22 protein-coding genes are annotated in these 24,139 nt (G+C 46.2%); 9 read left to right on the top strand and 13 right to left on the bottom strand.

The genetic code is table 11. The features are described 5' to 3' along the window. From lptG to FTV42_RS02520, 3 genes are all read left to right on the top strand, one after another. On the top strand, nucleotides 1-1,071 hold the full coding sequence (lptG, locus tag FTV42_RS02530) for an LPS export ABC transporter permease LptG (RefSeq protein WP_168730898.1): 1,071 nt from the start codon (nucleotides 1-3) through the stop codon (nucleotides 1,069-1,071). A 124-nt stretch (nucleotides 1,072-1,195) separates the two neighbouring features. Further along, nucleotides 1,196-2,743, top strand: a complete 1,548-nt coding sequence (gpmI, locus tag FTV42_RS02525; RefSeq protein WP_180037296.1) for a 2,3-bisphosphoglycerate-independent phosphoglycerate mutase — start codon at nucleotides 1,196-1,198, stop codon at nucleotides 2,741-2,743. A 30-nt stretch (nucleotides 2,744-2,773) separates the two neighbouring features. Then, the gene (locus FTV42_RS02520; RefSeq protein ID WP_180037295.1) at nucleotides 2,774-3,946 is read left to right on the top strand and encodes a S41 family peptidase; all 1,173 of its coding nucleotides are present in this window, start codon (nucleotides 2,774-2,776) and stop codon (nucleotides 3,944-3,946) included. Here the strand turns inward: FTV42_RS02520 and FTV42_RS02515 are convergent, their stop codons facing one another. From FTV42_RS02515 to FTV42_RS02505, 3 genes are read right to left on the bottom strand one after another with little or no spacing between them, the layout of a single operon-like run. Continuing rightward, nucleotides 3,947-5,371: a sigma-54 dependent transcriptional regulator gene (locus FTV42_RS02515; protein WP_005249687.1), complete on the bottom strand. Its 1,425-nt coding sequence runs from the start codon at nucleotides 5,369-5,371 to the stop codon at nucleotides 3,947-3,949. It lies immediately after the preceding gene. A gap of 14 nt (nucleotides 5,372-5,385) precedes the next feature. Then, nucleotides 5,386-6,951: a PAS domain-containing sensor histidine kinase gene (locus FTV42_RS02510; RefSeq protein WP_180037294.1), complete on the bottom strand. Its 1,566-nt coding sequence runs from the start codon at nucleotides 6,949-6,951 to the stop codon at nucleotides 5,386-5,388. A 22-nt stretch (nucleotides 6,952-6,973) separates the two neighbouring features. Then, nucleotides 6,974-7,609 carry a response regulator gene (locus FTV42_RS02505; protein ID WP_004281059.1) on the bottom strand — a complete coding sequence of 212 codons (636 nt, stop codon included), beginning with the start codon at nucleotides 7,607-7,609 and terminating at the stop codon, nucleotides 6,974-6,976. A gap of 219 nt (nucleotides 7,610-7,828) precedes the next feature. On the opposite strand from FTV42_RS02505, the gene FTV42_RS02500 reads away from it, so the two are divergent. Further along, nucleotides 7,829-8,890 carry a serine hydrolase gene (locus FTV42_RS02500; RefSeq protein ID WP_180037293.1) on the top strand — a complete coding sequence of 354 codons (1,062 nt, stop codon included), beginning with the start codon at nucleotides 7,829-7,831 and terminating at the stop codon, nucleotides 8,888-8,890. Between the two features lie 57 nt (nucleotides 8,891-8,947). Here FTV42_RS02500 and thrC read toward each other — a convergent pair whose 3' ends face one another. The 4 genes from thrC to xerD all read right to left on the bottom strand — a co-directional run bounded on the left by thrC (nucleotide 8,948) and on the right by xerD (nucleotide 13,405). Next, nucleotides 8,948-10,087, bottom strand: a complete 1,140-nt coding sequence (gene thrC, locus FTV42_RS02495) for a threonine synthase (protein WP_180037292.1) — start codon at nucleotides 10,085-10,087, stop codon at nucleotides 8,948-8,950. Nucleotides 10,088-10,143: 56 nt separating this feature from the next. Beyond that, complete coding sequence (locus tag FTV42_RS02490) at nucleotides 10,144-11,451, bottom strand: homoserine dehydrogenase (RefSeq protein WP_180037291.1); 1,308 nt, start codon at nucleotides 11,449-11,451, stop codon at nucleotides 10,144-10,146. A 127-nt stretch (nucleotides 11,452-11,578) separates the two neighbouring features. Further along, nucleotides 11,579-12,388, bottom strand: a complete 810-nt coding sequence (locus FTV42_RS02485) for a DsbC family protein (RefSeq protein ID WP_180037290.1) — start codon at nucleotides 12,386-12,388, stop codon at nucleotides 11,579-11,581. A 99-nt stretch (nucleotides 12,389-12,487) separates the two neighbouring features. Then, nucleotides 12,488-13,405, bottom strand: coding sequence for a site-specific tyrosine recombinase XerD (gene xerD, locus FTV42_RS02480; RefSeq protein ID WP_180037289.1), 918 nt, complete (start codon nucleotides 13,403-13,405; stop codon nucleotides 12,488-12,490). Nucleotides 13,406-13,579: 174 nt separating this feature from the next. On the opposite strand from xerD, the gene FTV42_RS02475 reads away from it, so the two are divergent. The 5 genes from FTV42_RS02475 to ftsW all read left to right on the top strand — a co-directional run bounded on the left by FTV42_RS02475 (nucleotide 13,580) and on the right by ftsW (nucleotide 18,729). After that, on the top strand, nucleotides 13,580-13,840 hold the full coding sequence (locus tag FTV42_RS02475) for a FeoA family protein (RefSeq protein ID WP_005101473.1): 261 nt from the start codon (nucleotides 13,580-13,582) through the stop codon (nucleotides 13,838-13,840). Then, nucleotides 13,837-15,693 carry a ferrous iron transporter B gene (locus FTV42_RS02470; protein WP_180037288.1) on the top strand — a complete coding sequence of 619 codons (1,857 nt, stop codon included), beginning with the start codon at nucleotides 13,837-13,839 and terminating at the stop codon, nucleotides 15,691-15,693. The genes FTV42_RS02475 and FTV42_RS02470 overlap by 4 nt, the downstream gene beginning before the upstream one ends. Before the next feature lie 59 nt (nucleotides 15,694-15,752). Further along, nucleotides 15,753-16,004, top strand: coding sequence for a DUF6587 family protein (locus FTV42_RS02465; protein WP_005265502.1), 252 nt, complete (start codon nucleotides 15,753-15,755; stop codon nucleotides 16,002-16,004). Nucleotides 16,005-16,165: 161 nt separating this feature from the next. After that, entirely contained in the window at nucleotides 16,166-17,512 is a 1,347-nt protein-coding gene (gene murD / locus FTV42_RS02460; protein WP_071851145.1) for a UDP-N-acetylmuramoyl-L-alanine--D-glutamate ligase, read from the top strand. A gap of 20 nt (nucleotides 17,513-17,532) precedes the next feature. After that, nucleotides 17,533-18,729 (top strand): putative lipid II flippase FtsW, encoded by a 1,197-nt coding sequence (gene ftsW, locus FTV42_RS02455; protein WP_004281069.1) that lies wholly within the window; start codon nucleotides 17,533-17,535, stop codon nucleotides 18,727-18,729. On the opposite strand, the gene FTV42_RS02450 is transcribed toward ftsW, so the two are convergent. The 6 genes from FTV42_RS02450 to thiC all read right to left on the bottom strand — a co-directional run bounded on the left by FTV42_RS02450 (nucleotide 18,718) and on the right by thiC (nucleotide 24,107). Further along, on the bottom strand, nucleotides 18,718-18,978 hold the full coding sequence (locus tag FTV42_RS02450; protein ID WP_004281070.1) for a zinc ribbon domain-containing protein: 261 nt from the start codon (nucleotides 18,976-18,978) through the stop codon (nucleotides 18,718-18,720). The two genes, ftsW and FTV42_RS02450, sit on opposite strands and share 12 nt — an antisense overlap. 57 nt (nucleotides 18,979-19,035) lie before the next feature. Beyond that, nucleotides 19,036-19,956 (bottom strand): tRNA glutamyl-Q(34) synthetase GluQRS, encoded by a 921-nt coding sequence (gene gluQRS, locus FTV42_RS02445; protein ID WP_257223376.1) that lies wholly within the window; start codon nucleotides 19,954-19,956, stop codon nucleotides 19,036-19,038. A 2-nt stretch (nucleotides 19,957-19,958) separates the two neighbouring features. Then, the gene (gene dksA / locus FTV42_RS02440) at nucleotides 19,959-20,486 is read right to left on the bottom strand and encodes an RNA polymerase-binding protein DksA (RefSeq protein ID WP_004281072.1); all 528 of its coding nucleotides are present in this window, start codon (nucleotides 20,484-20,486) and stop codon (nucleotides 19,959-19,961) included. 210 nt (nucleotides 20,487-20,696) lie between these two features. Next, nucleotides 20,697-21,503, bottom strand: a complete 807-nt coding sequence (locus tag FTV42_RS02435) for a metallophosphoesterase (RefSeq protein ID WP_180037286.1) — start codon at nucleotides 21,501-21,503, stop codon at nucleotides 20,697-20,699. Further along, complete coding sequence (locus tag FTV42_RS02430; protein ID WP_180037285.1) at nucleotides 21,500-22,135, bottom strand: NUDIX domain-containing protein; 636 nt, start codon at nucleotides 22,133-22,135, stop codon at nucleotides 21,500-21,502. The genes FTV42_RS02435 and FTV42_RS02430 overlap by 4 nt, the downstream gene beginning before the upstream one ends. Nucleotides 22,136-22,211: 76 nt before the next feature. After that, the gene (gene thiC / locus FTV42_RS02425) at nucleotides 22,212-24,107 is read right to left on the bottom strand and encodes a phosphomethylpyrimidine synthase ThiC (RefSeq protein WP_180037284.1); all 1,896 of its coding nucleotides are present in this window, start codon (nucleotides 24,105-24,107) and stop codon (nucleotides 22,212-22,214) included. Nucleotides 24,108-24,139 lie beyond the last annotated feature (32 nt).

Genomic DNA, 24,139 nt, shown 5'->3' with positions numbered 1-24,139 from the left:
ATGTTGGCACGTCGTATAGTTGCAAAACATGTGACCCAAACCACTGCGCTGGCGATGCTGGGTGCAACCGCAGTATTGGCAGGTTTACAGGTATTATTTACTTATCTGGGTGAGCTTGGCTCGCTCAAAGATGGTTATGGTGCCTGGGATGCCTTGAAATATGTGCTTTGGGGCGCACCAAATTATTTATATGAAATCCTGCCGATTTCTGCACTGATTGGTGCAGTTTTAGGTCTTGGTACATTAGCCTCGAATAGTGAGCTGATTGTGATGCGTTCGGTCGGCGTGAGCTTATGGCGTATTGTCGGGTGGGTGATCCGTTCAGCACTGTTGTTGGTGGTGTTGTCATTTGCCCTGAGCGAGTGGGTCATTCCTTATACCAATGAACAGGCCAAAAGCGTAAAAAGTGCCAGTAAAGCCGCTCAGCTCGGTGAAGTTCGTGGTTACTGGACTCGGGAAGGGCAGCGCTTTATTTATATCGATTATGCTAACTCGCAAGGTCAGTTGAAAAATGTGCAGATGCTGGACTTTGACCAGAACTATCGTTTGCGCGGTACCTTGCAGGCAGATCAGGGCCAATTTGTTAAAGATGGTTCCTGGACGCTGGACAACACAGAGCAGTTCGATATTCTTCAAAATGGTAATGCCACACTGGTTAAGCAGCAACAGCAACCTTTAGCACTAGCATTACAGCCTAAATATGTGCATATGGTGACGATTGATCCTGAAGATTTATCGCCGAGTCAACTGGTCAGTTTCATGAGCTATATGCATGAATACAGCCAGGTGCCTAAAACCTATCAGCTGGCCTTCTGGCAAAAACTCGGCTCGCCTTTTGCCCTGATTGCACTAGTAGTGATCGCCTGTTCATTTATCTTCGGGCCATTACGTCAGCAATCCATGGGTTTTCGTCTGGTGATAGCTTTATTTGCCGGACTGGGTTTCTTCTATCTGCAGGATTTCCTCGGCTATGCCAGCTTGATCTATGCACCGTCTCCGGCCTGGTTCGTGTTTATTCCGATTCTGATCATGTTCGGCATCGGCGTATACTTGCTGCATCGGGCACGCTAAACCATAGGAAAATAGAACAAATCAATCATCATGAGAGGCTTAAACCATATACGGGTCATGGCCTCTTTTTATAAACTTCGCTAAAATAGAGCGATTAATTCGTAGACGAACAGAGTATTTCATTATGACGGATGCAACTGCTGGCAAAATCCCTCACGTTTTGGTGATTATGGATGGTGTGGGTCATCGCGAAGCGGTCGAAGACAATGCGTTTTTAGCAGCTAAACGACCAAATTTAACTGCGATACAGGACAAGCATCCGCATGGTTTGATCTCGGGTTCAGGTGAAGATGTTGGCCTGCCAGATGGCCAGATGGGTAACTCTGAAGTTGGACATATGAACCTCGGCGCAGGTCGTGTGCTGTATCAGGACTTTACCCGGATTACCAAAGACATTCGTACGGGCGACTTCTTTGAACATGAAGTGTTGGTCGATGCGGTGGAGAAAGCCAAAGCTTCAGGTGGTGCAGTACATTTGCTTGGTCTTTTGTCTGAAGGCGGTGTGCACTCACATGAAGATCATATCGTGGCGATGGCTGAACTGGCCCTGAAACGCGGTGTGAAAGTCTATTTACATGCATTTTTAGATGGTCGTGATACACCGCCTAAAAGCGCACAGCCTTCTTTAGAAAAGCTTGATGCCTTATTCGCACAATATCCAGGTCAAGGTCGTATTGCGACTGTGATTGGCCGTTATTTTGCCATGGACCGTGATAACCGTTGGGATCGTGTTGAACAGGCTTATCGTCTGCTGACTGAAGGTGAAGCGGTTCGTACAGCTGTCAGCGCAGTTGAAGGTCTGGAACAGGCTTACGCAGCCGATGAGTCAGATGAGTTTGTCAAAGCGACCCGTATTGGCGAGCTGGCAAAAATTCAGGATGGCGATAGTGTCGTATTCATGAACTTCCGTGCCGATCGTGCCCGTGAATTGACCCGCGCATTTGTGGAAAAAGACTTTGCCGGTTTTGAACGTAAAGTGGTGCCAAATCTGGCGAAGTTTGTCATGTTGACCCGCTATCAAGCCACGATTGATGCACCTGTAGCGTATATGCCTGAAGCATTGGTCAACTCGATTGGCGAATACCTGTCAAACTTGGGTAAAACTCAGCTGCGTATCGCGGAAACAGAAAAATATGCACATGTGACTTTCTTCTTCAGTGGCGGTCGTGAAGATGAATATCCGGGTGAAAAACGTATCCTGATTCCATCGCCAAACGTGGCCACTTATGACCTTAAACCGGAAATGAGTGCCTATGAAGTGACTGATGAGCTGGTGGCTGCGATCAATTCAGGTGAATTTGATCTACTGGTCGTGAACTTTGCCAATGGTGATATGGTCGGTCATACGGGTGTATTCGATGCTGCGGTGAAAGCGGTTGAAGCGGTTGATATCTGTTTGGGCCGGGTTTATGAAGCGGTAATGGCGCAAAAAGGTCATATGATTGTGACTGCCGATCATGGTAACGTAGAGCAGATGCAGGACTATCACAGTGGTCAGGTACATACTCAGCATACCACTGAATTGGTTCCGTTTATTTATGTCGGCCCAACTCAGGCCACTATCGCAGAAGGCGGTGTATTGGCAGATGTCGCACCGACTTTATTAAGTCTAATGCAAATTCCGGTACCTGCTGAAATGCAAGGTCGTAACCTGATTCAGCTTGATGCATAATTTTCGATAAAATTCTAAAAAGGTCAAAGAATGGCAAGAACACGCTGGAAGTCTGTTGTAATACCATGCTTACTGATGTGTTTGAGTCATTCAGCTTGGGGTGCGGGTTCAAATGAGCCGGCATTCGATGATATGGAAATGGATGGGCAGGTCTATTCCGAAATTCCTGTGGCATCCATTCAAGAATTCGTACAAATTTATGGCATCGTAAAAGATAATTATATTCAAGATAAAAATGACGATGCCTTGTTTCAACAGGCCATTCAGGGTCTGGTCAGTGGCTTAGATCGCTATTCCCGTTATTTGTCGCCTGAAGATTATAAGCAACTGCGTGAATATACCGAAGGTGATCTGGCCAGCATTGATTTTGATCTGCAATTTGACCCGCGGTTGAAGCAATGGGTAGTTCAGGGACTGAGTTCCGATGCTGATTCAGCCAAGCAGGGACTTCGAAATGGCGTCACGGTTTATAAAATTGACGATCAGGTATTAAATAGCCTGAATCAGGAACAAGTCCGGCAGTTATTGAGCGGAGCCGTTGGCTCTACGCTCATGATTCAGCTCTCCCCGCAAAGTCCGGCCGTTCGTCTGGTCCGCAATACCAAACTGGATACTGAAATTAAATCGAGCCTGCACAATAATCAGGTTCTGGTTTTACAGGTCAAGGTTTTTCAGCAAGATACTGCCAATGAAATCAAACGTCTAATCGAAAGCTATGCCGACAAGCGCTTAAAAGCCGTGCTATTTGATTTACGCAATAATCCCGGTGGCTTACTCTCGGCTGCAGTTGAATCTGCCGATTTATTTTTGAATCAGGGCGTGATTGTGTCGACCAAAAGCCGCGCTGAAGGTAATCAGCAATTTCAGGCCTTGCCGAGTTTTGAGTTTCAGAATCTGAAAGTTGGGGTATTGATTAATAACCGCTCGGCTTCTGCAACAGAAGTGTTTACAGCAGCCCTGAAAGAACATAACCGTGCCTGGGTCGTAGGCGAAAAAAGCTATGGCAAAGGCGTAGTACAGAAACTCTTTCCTTTAAGCAACGGTTCGGCTCTACAGATGACAGTATCGCAATACTTTAGCCCGAGTGGCCAGATGATTGAAGGGCGGGGCGTACAGCCGCATTTCAACTATCCGTTTAAGCAGGAAATGCGTGAGGAGAGTTATCTGGAACATGTCACAGACTTGCTGCTCCTGCAAAAATAATTATTCGTCTTCTTCGGTATCCAGTCCGAACTTTTTCAAACGATAGCGCAGGGAACGGAATGACATGCCGAGTTTTTTGGCGGCCAGTGTCCGGTTCCAATGGGTCAGATTCAGCGCATTCAGTAAAATTTCTTTCTCGACCTTTTCCAAATATAGTTCTAGACCCTCTTCAGGCAGCTTTTTAGGTGCAATCAGGGTTTCGGTCGCAATGATCTCGCTCGTGAGCGTATTTATCTCCTGAGGGCTGTTAAGCGCATGACGTAGCGGTGCACTCTGCAAATGCTGAAGATCAATCCGCTCTTCATCACTTAAAGTAATTGCGCGTTCCATAATATTACGCAATTCACGTACATTACCTGGATAATATTGTCCCAATAAGAACTCTTTGCTACGTTCGGTCAGTTTTTTATTGGGAATGCCCCATTCCTGGCAAATCTTCTGAATAAAGTGTTCGGCCAATAACAGAATATCTTGGCCGCGTTCACGTAATGGCGGTAAAGTCAGATCCATTACATGAATACGGAAATATAAATCCTGACGGAATTTGCCTTGTTGCACCAAGGCTTCCAGATCCTGATGCGTGGCACTGATCACACGGAAATCCACATCAATTTCGGTATCCGAACCGAGTGGACGAATACGTTTTTCCTGTACGGCACGTAACAATTTGACCTGCATAGAAAGCGGTAATTCTGCAATTTCATCCAGAAACAGACTGCCACCATGGGCAGATTGAATCAGTCCCTGTTTGTCCTGAGCAGCGCCGGTAAAGCTGCCTTTCTTATGCCCAAACAGTTCGCTTTCCATCAACTCAGTCGGAATGGCGCCACAGTTAATCGCAATAAAAGGACCTTCATTGCGGTTACTCAGGCGATGGACCAGATTGGCCACGACTTCTTTACCTGTTCCCGATTCACCAGTGATAAAAACCGGTGCTTGGGATCGGGCAATTTTTTGTAAGGTAATACGTAGTTGCTGGATCGGCAGGGATTGTCCAATCAGCATTTTATGTTCAAGCGCTTCATTTGGATTATTATGCGAATAATCCACCGGTTTATTCAGGGCTTTTTGTAAGAGTTGTTCCAGATGTTTCTGATTGATCGGTTTGCTGACAAAATCAAAGGCCCCGGCTTTGAGCGCAGCAATGGCGATTTCCATGTTGCCATAGGCGGTCAGAACTGCGACCGGAAGTGCCGGATAGAGGCTGCCAATCCAGTCCAGTAACTCCAAACCATTGCCATCGGGCAGATTTAGGTCAGTCAGACAGGCATCATATTGATGATTGGCAAGGCATTTTTTAGCATCTTCCAAACGGTGGGCAATGTGCGTACGAATTCCCATGCGCAGCAATGACATTTGCATGAGGGTACACAAATCTTCCTCATCATCCACCAAAAGCACCAGTGGTTGTTGTTCCCCATTCATCTTCCTTGACCCCTTTAAAACGTAATACGTTGACAGCTGATGCGAAAGCATGCGCCCTGTTCTTGTTGTATATAGTTTAATTGTGCCTGATTTGCTTCGCAAAAACTATGTGATAAATACAATCCTAATCCGGTACCACTAATCGATGTGCTAAAAAAGGGTTTGAACAATAGAGCTTGATCATGTACGGCTACGCCAGAGCCAAAATCCCGTACATCAATCCAGACCCGATGTTCATAAGGATGCACATTCAGCTGAATATAGGCTGCATCTGCTGAATTGTGACGAATGGCATTACGAATCAGATTAATCAGGATTTGCCGGAATTGTGCTTCATCAAACTGAATCACTAGCGGGATATCAATATTAAATTGAATCTGATCGCGAATATCGGCCAGATCTTCTTGGATAAATAACGGGATAAATTCATTGAGATGAATCGGTATCGGGTGGGTTTCTTTATTTTTGACCATATTCAGCGTGTCCTGAATAATCCGGTCAATCCGGGTCGCCTGTCGGCCAATCATCTGCTGGAGTAGCTGTTGCTGTTCAGTTTCTGAGTCCAGATACAAATCATTGGCCTGCACAATGGCCGCCAAGGGGTTACGAATTTCATGGGCAATACTGGCTGAGAGTTGACCCAGTGCAGCAAGTTTAAGTTGCTGCACCTGCTGATTCAGTTTTTTGGCATCCTGTAACACCAGTAGCATTAGAGTCTGATGCGGCACAATCAGTTTTTGCACCTGCACATGAATATTATAGCGACTTTGCTGGGATTCAAACTGAAAGCGCTCACCATTTTCTAGCGTTTCAAAATGGACCAGTTCAAATAAATCTGGCTGTGATTGAGATAAAGTAAATTTCTCATGGCCGTATTTGGACTCAATTCCAAGAAGATTACAGGCGGCAGGATTACTGAGTACCACATGATAGTTTTCATCCAGAACCAGATAACCGGTTTCAATCTGTTCCAGAATATAGCGGTTAATATTCTGTAAGCGATGCAGTTCCAGCGATTGAGAAAAATTCAAATTTTCCAGAATCTGAAAACGGCGCACGGCAATTTGTCCAGTGCCATAAACCACAAAAAACAAAAAGGCCAGCAGGGCGCTATTACTGATATTGCTGAGTGAAGAAAACGCAAAAATACTGCCGATAAAATGCTGATAAATAACACTAATGACTGAAATGAGGGTGACGACCAAGGCCTTTTTTGCATCTAATAATAAAGATGCAGAAAAGATAGTAATCACAAACAGCAGCCCAATTTGCAGATTAGGACCGTCGCTCGCCAAAGTCAGCAAACTTAAAACGCAGACATCGCTAAAGAAAATCATAATCAGCTGCGGCTGGATCAGGCGTCTGATCCATTTTAGCACAAACAGCTGTACGGTATTGATCGCAACCCCGATTCCCAGTGCATAATAATACAGCTGCGGGTATTGATAATCGGTGGTGAGTTCGGGGTAGGTCAGTATAAAAATCAGCAACAAACCGGTGCTGATCAGCAGACGATAAGCGCTGTACCAGATACCGAGATGGTATTGATTCAGTTCAGCATAGTTTTTTTGTTGTGCCATATGCACCGGAAATCGTTAAAAGCTAAGGTTTAATGAGTCCATAGCGCATGGCCAGATGAGTCAGTTTAACATCGCTATCGATATTCAGTTTTTCAAAAATACGGTAACGATAAGTATTCACGGTTTTAACACTCACAAAGAGCTTGTCGGCAATTTCCTGGGCGCTGATACAATTCACGACCATCATCGCGACTTGCATTTCACGTTCTGACAATGCATCAAAAGGCGATTGTTGTGTATCAGAAAGGTAAGAGCTTGCTAACTGTTCCGCAATGTCTGCACTGAAATATTTGCCGCCTTGCATGACTTTGTTAATCGCACGGACCATTTCCGAAATCGGGGCCCCTTTGGTGATATAACCTTTGGCACCGGCTTTCAATAACAGGGACGGATAAGGCTCTTCTGCTAAACCGCTAACCGCCAAAACTTTGGTTTCCGGCGCACTCTGAAGTAGACGGCGCGTGGTTTCTACGCCACCAATGCCCGGCATATTCACATCTAACAAAACTACATCAGGATGATGTTGACGAACTAGAGAGATCGCTTCTTCACCAGATTCAGCTTGTCCAATTACCTGAACCTCCGCATGGTCTTCTAGCATTCTGCAAATTCCAGTACGAACTAATTCATGGTCGTCCACAACTAAAACTGTGATCACCTACGCTCTCCCTCTGTTAAAAAAATCATTTTTTTGTTACATAAAGCAAAATAAGCTTGCAATGAAAGTACAAAATTAGCAATCCTATTCGCAAGATTAAATCTGAAACTTATCACACAGTGTCAAGAACAAAAAATGTTCGGCATTGTGTTTAAATGTAAGGCATATTAGAGGTAATACGCAAATCAATCTTACCTCTGTTAGTTGAGTGAAGGAATAGTGAAGAAAATAAACAAGTCTTTAAGGCATCTACTCGGCCTGTCCGTGTTAATCAGCATGAGCACGACAAGTTTTGCTGAAATCATTATGAATTCTGGCACGGCAGAGGGCGGTTCCAGCATTAGTTGGTCTTCTGAAGAAGTTAACCAGTTAATGAGCGATGATTTTAATGCCTCTGCCAATGAGCCGTCGCCACCCGGTTCAGCCACAGTGACTACCACTTTGCGTCAGGCCGGCACAGCAGCGCCAACAGCAGCCAAACCTGCTTATACTGCGCCACAGATTATTGATACGAATCATTTTAGTAATCAACCTTCTGTCAATGCACGTGCTGCACTGGTCATGGATGCACAAACCGGTGAAGTGCTGTTTAGCAAAAATACCAATACTGCCTATCCGATTGCATCGATTACTAAGTTGATGACAGCGGTGGTGATTTCTGATGCACGTCTGAATATGTCGGAAAAAATCACCCTGCAACAGGCTGATTTTTCCTGTTCAGGTTGTAAAAGCTCAAGCTCGACGCTAAGAGCAGGAGACAGCATGAACCGTGCTGAAGCTTTATTATTTGCTCTGATGAAGTCCGAGAACCCGGCTGCTGCCGCTTTGGCACGAACCTATCCGGGTGGTCGATCAGCATTTATTGCCAAAATGAATGCCAAAGCCAAAGAGCTGGGTATGAATTCTACCCACTTCATGGAGTCGACAGGTTTGCATCCGGGCAACGTGGCATCAGCTCGTGACTTAGGGATTTTGGTGAATACTGCCTCTCAATACGGCCTGATTCGTCAGTTCTCGACCACGCCAAGCTATGACTTTAACTTGGGTTATCGTGTATTGAAATCTAATAATACCAATGCCTTGGTACGTAATGGCGGCTGGAATATCAATATTTCTAAAACCGGTTTTATTAATGAAGCAGGGCGCTGTGTGGTGATGCACACGACTCTGAATAACCGTCCGGTGGCGGTGGTACTTTTAGGCGCAAACAGCTCACAGGCGCGTACCAATGATGCGACCCGTTTAATGAGTTGGGTCAGCCAGCAACCTAAACGAATCTAATTGATTGGTTCATAAAAAAACCCTGCACTTGCAGGGTTTTTTTAATGCTGGCCGAAATTACATATTCGACAGAATAGAGTCTTTAACTTGACTCATAGTTGCATCAATCGACAACATCACGGCATCAGCACATTGCTTGATAGCAGTGTCTGGATCTTTCAGACCGTTACCCGTTACGGTACATACGATCACTGAACCTTCAGCAATTTTACCCGCTTTAATGTCACGGATCGCGCCGCCGACAGACGCAGCAGACGCAGGCTCTACGAATACACCTTCATACATAGAAAGCAGACGTTGAGCTTCAAGAATCTCCGCATCAGTCAGTTCATCAAACCAGCCGCTTGAATCACGAACAACCGCTTTAGCATGATTGAAGCTTTGCGGATTGCCGATACGAATCGCAGTTGCAACAGTTTCCGGATTTTCTACTGGACCGCCACGAAGGAAAGGTGCAGCACCAGACGCTTGATAACCTGCCATGATTGGCAAGCCTGCCGGTTTAGGACCAGTGAAAGCATCAGTTTCAGCATCGTAAACGACTTGCTCAAATTCTTCTTTCGACTGGTTGGCAACCGCTTCGGTATAACCCATCCAGTGCGCAGTGATGTTACCCGCGTTACCGACTGGCAGGCAGTGATAATCCGGTGCACGACCTAAAGCTTCAACGATTTCATAAGCAATGGTTTTTTGACCTTGCAGACGGTACGGGTTGATTGAGTTTACAATCGTTACCGGTGCCTGATCGGCAACTTCTTTAACCAGACGCATACCGTCATCAAAGTTACCGCGAATTTGCATGGTGATCGCACCATACATCATCGCTTGAGCCATTTTACCCATGGCAATTTTGCCTTCAGGGATGAGCACGAATGCTTTGATGCCAGCACGTGCAGCATATGCCGCCGCCGCCGCAGAGGTGTTGCCGGTAGATGCGCAGATGATAGCTTTAGAGCCTTCTTCAACGGCTTTAGTCACCGCCATAGTCATACCGCGGTCTTTAAATGAACCAGTCGGGTTTAAGCCCTCGTACTTCACATAAATTTCAACATCTTTACCAATAATGCGTGGAATATTCTCAAGCTTGATCAGTGGAGTATTACCTTCACCCAAAGAGATCGCACGAGTAGTTGCAGACACTGGTAAACGGTCGCGATAGCGGTCAACTAAACCAGTATAACGATTGGCATTCGACATGATGATGTTCCAATTGTGTGTAGAGCTTGGCAAGGGGAATCCTCCCCTCAACCCGATTAATTATCAAGCGATTCTAAACGAATTCGTACAATTTCGCCATGAATGACGGGTAATGCTTGAATTTGTGAAAGCGCTGCATCCATTTTTGATTCGACGATAGGATCAGTCAGAATCACGATAGGAATAAGGTCTTTGGATAAACGTGGTTGCTGCATGATCGCATCAATACTGATGCCGGCACGACTGAGAATCGTGGTCACATCGGCAAGCACGCCCATCTGATCTTCGGCATTAATACGGATGTAATAGCCGGTGGTCATTTGTTCACGACTCAAGATCGGTAAATCACTGAGCGCTTCAAAAGCCAGTTGCGGAATGGTGCCTGCGCCGTCTTCTGTGTAAATAATGTCACGGACAATATCAACCACATCGGCAACAACCGCAGAAGCCGTTGGTCCCGCACCTGCACCAGCACCATAGTATAATGTTGGACCGACCGCATTGGCTTGTACCAGAACCGCATTTTTCACGCCGTTGACATTGGCAATTAACTGGTCATCTGGAATCAGGGTCGGGTGTACACGGAGTTCAATCCCGGCATCGGTACGGCGTGCAATACCCAGGTGTTTAATCCGGAAACCGAGGTCTTCGGCATATTTCACATCTTGTGCAGTGATTTTACCAATGCCTTCAGTAAAGACTTTGTCAAACTGAAGTGGAATACCAAAGGCACATGAGGCCAGAATCGTTAGCTTGTGCGCTGCATCAATTCCTTCCACGTCAAAAGTTGGATCGGCTTCAGCATAACCCAGTTCTTGAGCTTCTTTCAGCACATCTTCAAAAGCGCGGCCTTTTTCACGCATTTCACTGAGAATGAAGTTACCTGTGCCGTTAATAATACCGGCCAGCCATTCAATCTTGTTGGCTGCCAGACCTTCACGAATCACTTTAATAATCGGAATGCCACCGGCCACTGCCGCTTCATAGGCAATCTGTACGGCATTGTCTTCAGCCGCTTTAAACAGCTCGTTACCGTGTTCAGCCAAGAGTGCTTTGTTGGCCGTTACAATATGTTTGCCATGTTTCATGGCTTCCATAATAATTTCAAAAGCAGGATGAATTCCGCCCATCACTTCAACCACGACGTCTACATCAGGTTGACGTACGATGTCCATTAAGTCGGCACTTTGTTTGACCGATTCTGGCAGATCCAGATCAGGACGTGGACGACGGGTGCCTACATGGGTAATTTCAATTTCACGACCGGTGCGACGTTTGATCTCAGCAGCATTTTCTTTTAATAGTTTCAAGGCACCACCACCTACAGTACCAAGACCGAGGATTGCCAGACGAACTGGTTTCACGTCACACTCCAAATTAAACAGTTTTTTTACAAGAGCCTAGATCATAGCTAAAAAACCCGCCTGACTCTAGGGTCATTTCAGAATATCTTTATCTATAAAATAAAGTTAAATAACGTATTAAAATTAGTTATTTAAGCCGATTCAATAATTCCGATGTAGACAGGTAACCACCCAGATAAGTGCCTGCTGAATTATAAATGGCAGGGGTGCCATTCACACCCATATTCAGACCCATTTGATATTGATCTTGAACAGGATTTTCACATTTCTTTGCACTAATCTGTGCACCCGCAATCGCTTGGTCAAAGGCACTGCGACGGTCGGCACTGCACCAGATTGCTTCCATGGCCGGCATATGCTGTTCACCACGCGGCCAGGCGATATAACGCACTTCAATGCCTTTGGCATTCATCTCATCCATTTGCTCATGGAATTTATGGCAATACGGACAGCTGACATCGGTAAACACATAAACCACATGCTTGGCTTTGCCTTTAGCTGGATAGACCAGTAAGTCGGCTGGCTTGAGTTCAGCAAAGAGTTTATTGTTGATGCCTGCTTGCAGGTTCTCGCTGACATTGTGCAGCTGTTTATCGCCGAGACGGATCACATCGCCCTGAATCAGATATTTACCGTCACTGGTGACATAGACCGCAGACATGCCTTCCAGACTCACCCAGTACAGGTTCGGCACTTCAGTGGCTTTAATGTCGGTAATTTTGGCACTGATGCCAGCGGTTTTGAAATGCTTTTCCAGCGTAGAAGCCAGACGCTGTTCTGCATTGCGTTCGGTCAGGGTAGAGGCTTCACCCGTCGCCGGTGCGCTCGCAGTCAACTCTTGCTTTTTATCGTTGTTAGTGGAATTGGAACACGCAGTCAGGCCCAAACCAGCAGCAAGTGTGCAAGCCATAAAAATTTTTGAGCGGGCAAATGTCATAAAAAACCCTTTTCTTCTTGGATTAAAAACAGAGCATTAGCATAACAAAAAAAAATACCCACACGTCAAACTTCTCAGTTTATTCCATCCGGATATGTTTTAAGCTCGTGGATGATGGGTCGCATGTAGCTGTTGCATCCGTACTTGTGCTACATGGGTATAAATTTGGGTGGTAGACAGATCAGTATGCCCGAGCAGCATCTGTACCACGCGTAAGTCTGCGCCATGATTGAGTAAATGCGTCGCAAAGGCATGGCGCAAGGTATGCGGTGACAGTTCGGACTGAATTCCGGCCTGCAAGGCATAACGCTTAATCGCATACCAGAAATTCTGCCGGCTCATGATGCCACCATGCTGGGTCAGAAACAGATAATCGGTCGAAGTCTTATACAGTTGCGGACGAGCTTCGTTCAGATATTTTTCCACCCATTCACAGGCCATTTGTCCCATCGGAACCAGGCGTTCTTTATTACCTTTACCCACAATACGTAAATAGCCCTGTTTTAAGTTGATCAGTTCCAGCCGCAAGTTAATCAGTTCGGTCACCCGCAGTCCGCAGGCATACAGCACTTCAAACATGGCGCGATCGCGCAGCCCTAATGCCGTGTTGATATCCGGGGCATGAATTAAGGCTTCGACATCTGCTTCGGAGAGATCTTTGGGTAAGGCCCGGCCCAGTTTTGGGGTTTTATGTGCAGCCACCGGATTGTCACTACGCAGTTTTTGCTCGCGCAGAAATTTATAAAATGAACGCAAGGCAGACAGGCAGCGGGCAATCGAACGTGGACTTTTTTGCTGTTTGGTCAGCGCAATCAGTACATCGGAAATATCATCATGATTCCATTCCGGCAGAGGCTTGCTCAGGCATTCTGCACATTGCATCAGATCGGACAAGTAAGCATTTCGAGTATGCGGACTGACCGTTTGTGCAATCAGATAATCACGAAAACCCTGCAAATAACTGAACGCATCAGGAATCTGAACAGGGGCAGGAATACGGGGTTTTTTATTCAGCATAGGGTGAAAGGATCTGATCTGAAAAAGCGATAATCGGGATTGGTATTCTCCACTGTAGTTTAATTTTATGACGGTGTCGATGTGGTATAAGGCTAAATCGAAATGTAATTAATCTTATTTGTTAATTATTCTCATTTGTTTGTATACTGTACAAAATAGTTTAGGAATTTCACGGTGCGTTTGTCTGATTTAAAAGCAAAACAAATTGCCATCATTCGAAAAGTGAGTCGAACAGCTGATGGTGAAAGTGCTCTACACGATGTCGTCGCGAGTCGTTTGGAAACTTTAGGCTTTGTACCAGGTACAAAGGTACAGGTCATTACTAAAGGTATTTTTGGTGGAGATCCCATTTTGATTCAAGTTGGATTCACACGTTTTGCTTTGCGTAAATCAGAAGCAGCCAAAATTGAAATTGAACAGGCGGTGTCGGCATGAGTGATACATTACGTATTGCCCTTGTCGGTAACCCTAACTGCGGTAAAACTTCATTATTCAACCATTTAACCGGAACGCGCCAAAAAGTCGGTAACTATGCGGGTGTGACGGTTGAACGTAAAGTCGGTACGTTTCAGCTTGCCTCAGGCAAAGCGGTACGGGTACTGGATTTGCCGGGAACCTATAGTCTGGATGCAACCAGTCCGGATGAAGAAATCACCCGCAACGTCGTACAAGGTAAAATTGCGGAAGAGCAGGAGCAGGATGCATTTTTATGTGTGGTAGATGCCACCAATCTAAAATTGCATCTGGGTCTGGTGCTGGAAATGATTGCACTGGGTCGTCCGGTGCTGGTTGTGCTGAACATGATGGATGAAGCACGCCGTCGTGGCATGCAGATCAATACCCAGAAGCTGTCTGAGCGACTGGGCGTACCTGTGGTAGAAACGGTGGCTGTGCGCAATTCAGGGATTGAAAACCTGAAAAATGCGTTGGATCAAGGCAAGTATTCTGTACCACAGACTGAGCTCAGCGGCTTGAAAGGTGACAGTCACCAGCGCGTGGAAAACATTCTGAATGACGTGGTCAATTTCGTCGATCAGGAAGATAAACGTACCGATTTCCTCGATAAGATTTTTCTGCATCCGGTACTGGGCTTAATTAGTCTGGCCGTGATGATGTTCGTGATTTTCCAGGCGGTATTTGCCTGGGCTGCGCCGTTTATGGATGGGATTGAATCCTTCTTCGGCTGGTTGGGTGAGTTCCTCGGCGAATATATTTCGCATCCCTTGCTGAATAGTCTGGTGGTAGATGGGATTATTGCCGGTGCAGGCGGAGTAGTCGTATTCCTGCCACAAATTCTGATTTTGTTCTTCTTTATTCTGGTACTGGAAGAATCGGGTTATTTACCGCGTGCAGCATTCTTGCTCGATAAACTGATGTTTAAAGCCGGTTTGTCAGGACGTGCCTTTATTCCGTTATTGTCCAGCTTTGCCTGTGCCATTCCCGGAATTATGGCTTCGCGGACCATTAGTGATCCACGAGATCGTTTAACCACGATTTTCGTTGCACCTTTAATGACCTGTTCGGCACGCTTGCCAGTTTATGCCTTGCTGATTGCGGCATTTGTACCGGCACAAACCGTCTGGGGTTTCCTGAATCTGCAAGGTCTGGTGCTCTTCGGTCTTTATATGGCAGGTATCGTAAGTGCCTTGCTGGTGTCTTTTGTGTTGAAATTCTTCCACAAAGATAAATCACAGCACATGCTGCTGATGGAACTGCCAAGCTACCGTTTTCCGGACTTGAAGAACGTTTGGATCGGCTTATTGGATCGCGGCAAAATCTTCTTGAAACGTGTCGGCGGCATCATCTTCGCCTTATCGATTGTGCTGTGGTTCCTGTGTACGTTCCCGCAGCCACCAGAAGGTGCAACCCTGCCGGCCATTGATTATTCATTGGCAGGGATGCTCGGTCATCTGATGCAACCGATCTTTGCACCCCTCGGTTTTAACTGGCAGATCTGTATTGCCCTGATTCCGGCGATGGCAGCGCGTGAAGTGGTCGTTGCAGCACTGGGCACAGTCTATGCGATGTCGGCAGTTGATGAAGATGCGATGTCTGAAGGTCTGGCTGCGCTGATCAGCGGTGGAGGCGATCTGGGCTGGTCAGTGGCGACAGGTTTGTCTTTGCTGGTGTGGTTTATTTATGCACCACATTGTCTAGCGACTCTGGCAACGGTTAAACGTGAAACCGGTTCCTGGAAAACCGTCAGTATCATGACTGTTTACCTGTTTGGTCTGGCATATTTCATGTCATTCCTGACTTATCAAATTGCTTCATATTATTTGGGCTAAATCTCAGCTTGGCCTTGGCCAATTGAATTTGCTGCATTGTATATGTATGGGAGATTGAGATGATTGAAATTCTAATTGTGACAGCACTGGTGCTTTGGAGCATGCTGGTAGTATTCAAAAAGGTGTTTCCGAACACCTCTAACTCAGTCTTCCAGAAGCTGTCTGATGCCTGTGCAGCCAAGGGCTGGAAGCGTCTGGCCAAATGGCTGCAACCGGGTGTGGCGGCAGGCTGTGGTGGCAACTGTGCCTGTCCGGTTTCAGAAAAAAGTTCAGAAGAAAAGCCAGCCCAACAAGCGGTGAAATGGAAATAATTTCCTTTTCTGGCTGAATTTTAAAAACCGTCATGATCATGACGGTTTTTTTACGCATGGACACAAAAAAATGTGCAGAAAAGCCAATCAGAAAAGGCATTCAAAACAGCAAAGTGCTACCATTTCGTCAGTTTCAAAATAGACCAAAATATGGGGCGAAAATGTTAATACAACGTGGTGGGTTAAAAGTCGTTGCAGGACTCGGAATATCAGGTGTTGCAGCAGTCAATTTCTTGCATAGTCAGGGCTACCGCGTTGCAGTAACAGATTCTAGAGCTAACCCGCCCGGACATGACCAGATACCCGCTGAGGTTCAGACCAGTTTTGGTCAGTTTGACGCCGAACTGTTACTTTCTGCAGAAGAAATCGTGATTAGCCCCGGGCTTGACCCTAAACTTCCTGAAATTCAGGCAGCGATTAACAAGGGCATTCCGGTAGTCAGTGAAATCCAGATTTTACGCCGTGCCACGGATAAGCCTATTGTGGCGATTACCGGTTCTAATGCCAAAAGCACCGTGACGACCTTGATTGGCCTGATGGCAGCGGATGCAGGTAAAAAAGTCGCTGTCGGTGGTAACTTAGGCCGTCCTGCGCTAGACCTGACTAAAGATGATCCTGAGCTGTATATACTCGAGCTGTCCAGTTTTCAGTTGGAAACTACTTCAAATCTGGCGGCTGAAGTCGCGGTGGTGTTGAACATGAGTGAAGATCATCTCGATCGTCATGGCGATATGATGGGTTATCACACGGCGAAACACCGGATTTTTCAAGGTGTGAAAAAAGTCGTCTATAACCGTGATGACTCTTTGACCCGTCCGTTGGTACCAGACGTAACACCGATGCAAAGTTTCGGACTGAATGCACCAGATATGAACCAGTACGGTATTCTCAAGGATACCGATGGCAGTATCTGGCTGGCGCGTGGTCGTGAGCGTCTGCTGAAAAGTACCGAGATGTATATGCAGGGCACGCATAATGTTGCCAATGCCTTGGCCTGTCTGGCGCTGGGTGAAGCGATAGGTCTGCCACTGGACAGCATGTTGAATACCTTGAAGACGTTTAAAGGTCTGGAACATCGCTGTGAATTCGTCAAGGAAGTACAGGGCGTACGCTATTATAACGACTCCAAAGGTACCAATATCGGCGCAACCTTGGCGGCACTGGACGGTCTGGGCATGGCGATTGAAGCCCAAGGCGGTAAGGTTGCGATTATTCTTGGTGGACAAGGTAAGGGCCAGGATTTTAAAGCTTTACGGGAATCACTCGCTAAATATGCCAAAGTAGCGGTATTGATCGGTGAAGATCGTCCCATCATTGAAGCAGCGATTGCGGGCACGACTGAACTGATCCATGCGGACAGCCTGCAGCAGGCGGTAGAAATCTGCCAAAAGCACACTCAGACCCATGATGTCGTGCTATTGTCTCCTGCATGCGCAAGTTTTGATATGTTCTCGGGTTATCCTGAGCGTGGTCGCAAGTTTGTTGCGTATGTGAATGAACTCAATTAAGAATAACAAGGATTCGTGATATGGCTGGGTTTGCTCAGACTACGATCAATAAATTAAATCAATTTTATACGCAGTGGATACCTAGAATACCTGCTGAAGTGAATCCACGGAATGTATTGATTTTCTGTGTGTTGGCTTTGCTCTGCATTGGTTCGATCATGGTGGCATCGGCCTCGATGCCGTATGCAGAACGTATGCATGAAAATCCGTTTCACTATATTAGCCGACATGGGATTTCGATTTTTGTCGCTGCCGTAGCAGCTTTTCTGGCTTATAAAATCCCCTTAAAAGTCTGGTTTAATAACACTTTCTTTTTGTGGATTATTACCATCGTACTTTTGGTGGCCGTGCTATTTGTCGGGACGGAAGTCAATGGTTCCAAACGCTGGATTCGGATCGCAGGCTTTACCTTACAGGCTTCGGAAGTCGCCAAAGTGATGATGGCAATTTTTACTGCAGACTACGTGGTGCGCCGTGCGGAAGAAGTACGGAATAATATCAAGGGTCTGGTCCGTTTAAGTGCCATCATGGGTGCTACCGTCGGTTTGATTATTCTCGAGCCTGACTTGGGTGCAACCGTGGTAATTACCTTAACCATGCTTGGCGTGTTCTTTCTGGCGGGTGCGCCGTGGATTCAGTTCGGTGTGGCTTTTATGACCTTGGTCGGCGCATTTGCTGCCGCGATTCTGTTGGAACCGTATCGTCTGCAACGTCTGCTGTCTTTTTCGAATCCTTGGGAAGATCCCTTAGGCACCGGTTATCAGCTCTCTAATGCCCTTATGGCCTTTGGCCGTGGGGAATGGGCAGGGGTAGGCTTGGGGCATAGTATCCAGAAAATGTCTTATTTGCCTGAGGCGCATACCGATTTCATGCTGGCAATTTTGGGTGAAGAATTTGGCTTTTTAGGCATTTCAACCATCCTGATCTTGTCCTTCACCATGCTGGTTTGCTGTATCCGCATTGGACACCGCGCCTTGCAGCATCAATATTTGCGTGCCGGCTATCTGGCTTATGGCATCAGTATCATTTTCCTGTTACAGATTCTGGTGAATGCCGGTATGAATATGGGCATGTTGCCGACCAAGGGTTTGACCTTGCCATTTATTAGTTATGGCGGTTCATCCCTGATTATCTGTGCGGTCATGATCAGTCTGATTCTGAAAATTGATTCGACCACGCGTCAGGTCAATCCAAGCCGCGAAGAATCAAGCTTCTAGATTGGAGTTTCGTCCTGGCTCTGGCTGAGCATGGTCCAGTACCGTGCTCGGCATTGCGGTTCCACAATTGGAACAGGTCACAAAAGCAGATTTAGGCTTGGAAAGTGGAATCAAGGGTATAAAAAATAAAGAAAAATAATTACGCTGCTGTTTTAGCTCATAGCCCGAACGAGTACGGCAGACCGGACACAGAAACTGGCTTTTCTCAATGGTTTTGGTTTTAGGGCCGACGCCAAAAATAAAAAACATACTCTTCTTCCTATCAATTTTTTATTCTAGAAGTCTAGCTTAAGTGAAAAGCTGTTTTTATAAATAGTGACCTTGTAGCTCAGTTGTATGTGGAATCCGCTCAATGTCCCATTGTACTACCGCCTGTTGCAGCATCCGATCGGGAGTGTCCAAATCAACTTCAGCCTGATGCAAAGCCTGAAGTGCCTGTTTTAATAATTGGGGTGCCTGAGTTAAATCCAGTGCTTGGGCCAGATTCTGTTTTGACAGTTTTTGCCCCTGATCATTCATTGCCAGCGGTAGATGCATATAGCTCAGACGCGGATAACCGAGTAACTGTCCCAGATAGATTTGCCGTTCGGTATTATCTAAAAGATCAGCTCCACGTACCGCATGAGTCATACCTTGCAGATAGTCATCGACTACTACAGCCAGCTGGTAATTCATAATGCCGTCACGACGTTTTAAGACAAAATCGCCCAGATCTTTTTTCAGTTCTGAACAGTGCTGACCTTGCAGCCGGTCTTCAAAACAGATTTCAACATCTTCAACTTTTAAACGGATGGCCTGATGCTCAAAAGCCAGACCCAAGTTGCGGCAGGTATCCTGATAGATATGGTTGGAACCGAGCATTTTACGGGTACATTGACAGGCATAGACTAGGTCTTGCTGACGTAATTGCTGGATGACGTCTTCGTAAATATCTAAACGGTCTTTCTGGAAAATGATTTCGGCATCAGGTTCAAGCTGAAAGGCATCCATGGCACGCAGGATATGATCTTCGCTGCCTGGATAAATGCGGGGAATATCGGTGTCTTCAATCCGGACCAGCCATGTGCCTTGATTGGCTTTGGCATCGCAGTAACTGGCAACTGCGGTAATGAGGGAGCCAAAATGCAAAGGGCCGGTTGGTGATGGCGCGAACCGGCCCACATAAGCCATCCTGTTGTCCCCCTCCTTTTTTAAAGGAGGGGTTAGGGGAGGATTATTTACAGACATACTTAACCGTTATTTTGCTTCTCTTTGATCTCTGCAAGGGTTTTGCAGTCAATACATAAAGTAGCCGTTGGACGTGCTTCTAAACGACGCAAGCCAATCTCGATACCACAAGTTTCACAGAAACCATAGTCATCATTCTGGATTGCTTCGATCGACTGTTCGATTTTACGAATCAGTTTACGTTCACGGTCACGGGTACGTAACTCAATCGCAAACTCTTCTTCCTGAGTCGCACGGTCATTCACATCTGGAAGAGCAGTATTTTCGTCTTGCATCGTATTCAGGGTACGATCCACTTCTGACATCAACTCAGCTTTCCAAGCCAGCAAGATTTGGCGGAAATGCTGAAGCTGACCTTCAGACATGTATTCTTCATTTTTTTTAGGTTGATAAGGTTCAATACCAAATAAGCTAGCAGTAGAACCACCGTCAGTCGTTTTAGGCTTAGATTTGCGTACGCGCTTTGCAGCTTTCTCTTCTACAACATCAGTTTGATTGTCTAAGACTTGATTTTGGTTGTCATTCGCCATTTAGGGCATTCCTCATCTATGCGTATGATTGCTACGCAAAAAATATGGTGATATGCAGTTTTTTATCCACCCTGTAGAAAGATTATCCTCCTATGGGGGCCGTCATCATATAGACTTTTTATGCTTATTGATAGTCTTTGATGTCTGGACTATGCATATCACATTTCCTTTGGTTGCAATAAAGTAATGCAAAAAAAACAAATTGAAAAGTTAATAACCTGAAATTTCGGTATTAATATTTTGCTGGCTCAATGCCACCCGTTCAATATAGGTATCAAACTCACCATTTTGTTGCAAATGTAATACACGATAACCTGGTGCCGCCTGATCTAGCGCGAAATCTTCACTTTTAGGTTTAAACTGCACACTGGTCGATGGCGTGGATAAAAAGTAGATGCCATGCCATTCGTTGCAGGAATCCTGATGCACATGACCAAACAGAACCAGCTTGATATTATGATGCCGAGCCAGTACATCTTTCAAATCTTCAGCATTTTTCAGCCGGTGCTGATCAATCCAGTGCGATTTCATCGCAAAAGGATGGTGATGACAAGCCACAATGACATGCTGATGTTTAAATTCAAGCAATAATTGGTCCAATTGATCGAGTTGAGCCTGTTCCACCCAGCCATCGATCTTGCCTTGAACAGCACTATTTAACAGGATCATGGTCCAGGTGCCAAAATGAATGGCATGTACCTGATTCGCATTCTGGTGAAAAGGGAACACCCGAGAATCGTCATGGTTACCTGGAATCTGATAATGCGGCACGTTTAAAGACTGGACAAATGCTAAATAGCGCTGATAAGTCTGTTCGACCGGCACCTGCGCCAGATCACCGGTATGAATCAGTGCATCCATTTGGGGGAAACGTTGTTGGATCTGCTGCATCACTTCATGAAAACTCTGCTCGGGATTCATCCGGGCAAATTCCAGCTCTTCCCGATCCATCAGATGAGTATCAGAAATCTGGATAATGGTCCAATCCGGCTGTGTGCTTGACTGCTGAAAACTCATGTCTTTCCCCTTAGACATATTCCTGCAGTATGAATATGTTGTTGCAACCATTGCAAGGCCATAATGACAGGTGCATTTCTTAAGCGACCATTCGTGAGCAAGGACGGAATATCGGCATAATCCAGAATATGCAGCTGGATATTTTCACCTTCATCCGGCATGCCAAAAACACCACCCTGTTCAGGTAATTCGGTCTGGGCCACATATAAATGAAATAATTCGGAACATGCTCCGGCGGAAGGATAGAAGCTGAAAATGTGCTGTAGCTCATCCAGGGTACAGCCTGATTCTTCAAGTGCCTCGCGGCGGATGCACGCTTCAGGCGCTTCATTGCCATCCAGAACGCCAGCAATCACTTCGAGTTGCCAAGGAGAATCGATATCGTCCAGTCCACCAATCCGGAACTGTTCAATCAGGCCGAATTTCTGCTGTTGATGGTTGTACATCAGCACACCCGCTGCTTCTGGCCGGTGAATCAGCTCACGTTGCAAAACAGGGGTTGAGCTTTCCTGATTAAATAAACGGTGTTTCAGGCTGACTTGTTCTACCTGAATAAATCCCCGGTACAAGAACTCACGTGCCTCTACGCTAAAGTCTTTTTTATTATAAGAGGCCTGTTTAATAATATTCATATGCTCAGATAGAATGAATTGATTTATTTTCATCCTATCTGAGTTTTTTTTGAAGACAACTGTTTTTTTTACAGTTTTATAGTTTGTGGTATAAATTTTGACCAGATTTGTGGAAGCTGGCTTTCATCTGATCCATACCCGCTTCAATTTCGGCCTGAGAGCTTGCTGGCTGATCAGGATTAGCCTGTTGACTGGCATAATCACGAACATTCTGGCTAATCTTCATTGAACAGAACTTCGGTCCGCACATGGAACAAAAGTGCGCAGATTTATGCGCCGCTTTCGGCATGGTTTCATCATGCATGCTGCGCGCCGTGTCCGGATCCAGACTCAAGTTAAACTGGTCTTCCCAGCGGAACTCAAAACGCGCCTTGGACAGGGCATTATCCCGGGCCTGTGCTCCCGGATGACCTTTGGCCAGATCGGCTGCATGCGCGGCAATCTTGTAGGTAATAATGCCGTCTTTGACATCCTTTTTATTGGGTAAGCCTAAATGCTCCTTAGGAGTGACATAACACAGCATTGCAGTACCATACCAGCCAATCATCGCAGCGCCGATGGCTGAAGTAATGTGGTCATAACCCGGTGCGATATCGGTGGTGAGTGGCCCCAAGGTATAAAATGGCGCTTCCTTACAGACTTCCAGTTGCAGGTCCATATTTTCCTTGATCATATGCATCGGGACATGCCCCGGACCTTCGATCATCACTTGAACATCATGCTCCCAGGCACGATGGGTCAGTTCGCCCAAAGTTCTGAGTTCGGCAAATTGTGCTTCGTCATTGGCATCCTGCACACAGCCTGGACGTAGGCCATCGCCGAGACTGAACGATACGTCATAAGCTTTCATGATTTCGCAGATTTCATCGAAATGGGTATACAGGAAGTTTTCCTGATGATGTGCCAGACACCACTGCGCCATGATCGAACCGCCACGCGATACGATACCGGTCAAACGGTTGGCCGTCAGCGGTACATATCTTAAAAGCACGCCGGCATGAATGGTGAAATAGTCCACGCCTTGTTCGGCTTGTTCAATCAGGGTGTCTTTAAAGATCTCCCAGGTCAGGTCTTCGGCCACACCATTGACTTTTTCCAGTGCCTGATAGATTGGTACGGTTCCGATCGGCACTGGAGAATTCCGGATAATCCATTCCCGGGTTTCATGAATATTCTGGCCGGTTGACAGATCCATAATCGTATCTGCACCCCAGCGCGTCGCCCAGGTCATTTTCGAGACTTCTTCTTCGATACTTGAACCGAGTGCAGAATTACCAATATTGGCATTGATTTTCACCAAAAAATTACGCCCGATGATCATCGGTTCTAGTTCCGGATGATTGATATTGGCCGGAATAATCGCGCGTCCTGCGGCGACTTCCTGACGCACAAATTCTGGCGTGATTTCGCGTAAATTCTGGGCACCAAAATTCTGGCCCGGATGTTGGCGCATATCGACACCTTCATGCTGGCGCAGGTTTTCACGAATGGCGATGTATTCCATTTCCGGGGTGATGATGCCTTGCTTGGCATAATGCATCTGGGTAATGTTGCAGCCACGTTTGGCTTTACGTGGTTTTTGGATATGTGCGAAACGGATCGCGGCTGTGCGGATGTCGCGTAAACGCTGGCGGCCAAATTCAGAACTGAGCTGATCCAGAATTTCGCTATCGTTGCGCTGTTCAATCCAGCTTTCACGAACATTCGGCAGACCTTTGTTCAGGTCAATCGTCACGTTGGGGTCGGTATACACACCCGAAGTGTCATAGACCATCAAAGGTGGATTATGTTCGCCACCCAGACTGGTCGGGGTTTCACTTAAGGAAATTTCCCGCATGGGTACCTGAATATCAGGACGGGAACCTTGCAGATAGACTTTACGTGAAGCGGGCAGAATCCGTGTTAGATCACGGGCTTCCTGTTCATGAGCGGAGAGAGAAGTTTCAGAAGAAAGATTCGTTAACTGGTTCATGGCTATGATCCTTATGAATGACATCAACGAAT

Origin of the sequence: Acinetobacter sp. YH16052, assembly GCF_013417155.1 — a bacterium.
Classification (GTDB): domain Bacteria; phylum Pseudomonadota; class Gammaproteobacteria; order Pseudomonadales; family Moraxellaceae; genus Acinetobacter.
Note: the sequence above shows the minus strand (reverse complement) of the source record. Positions and strands in the feature narration are given on the sequence as shown.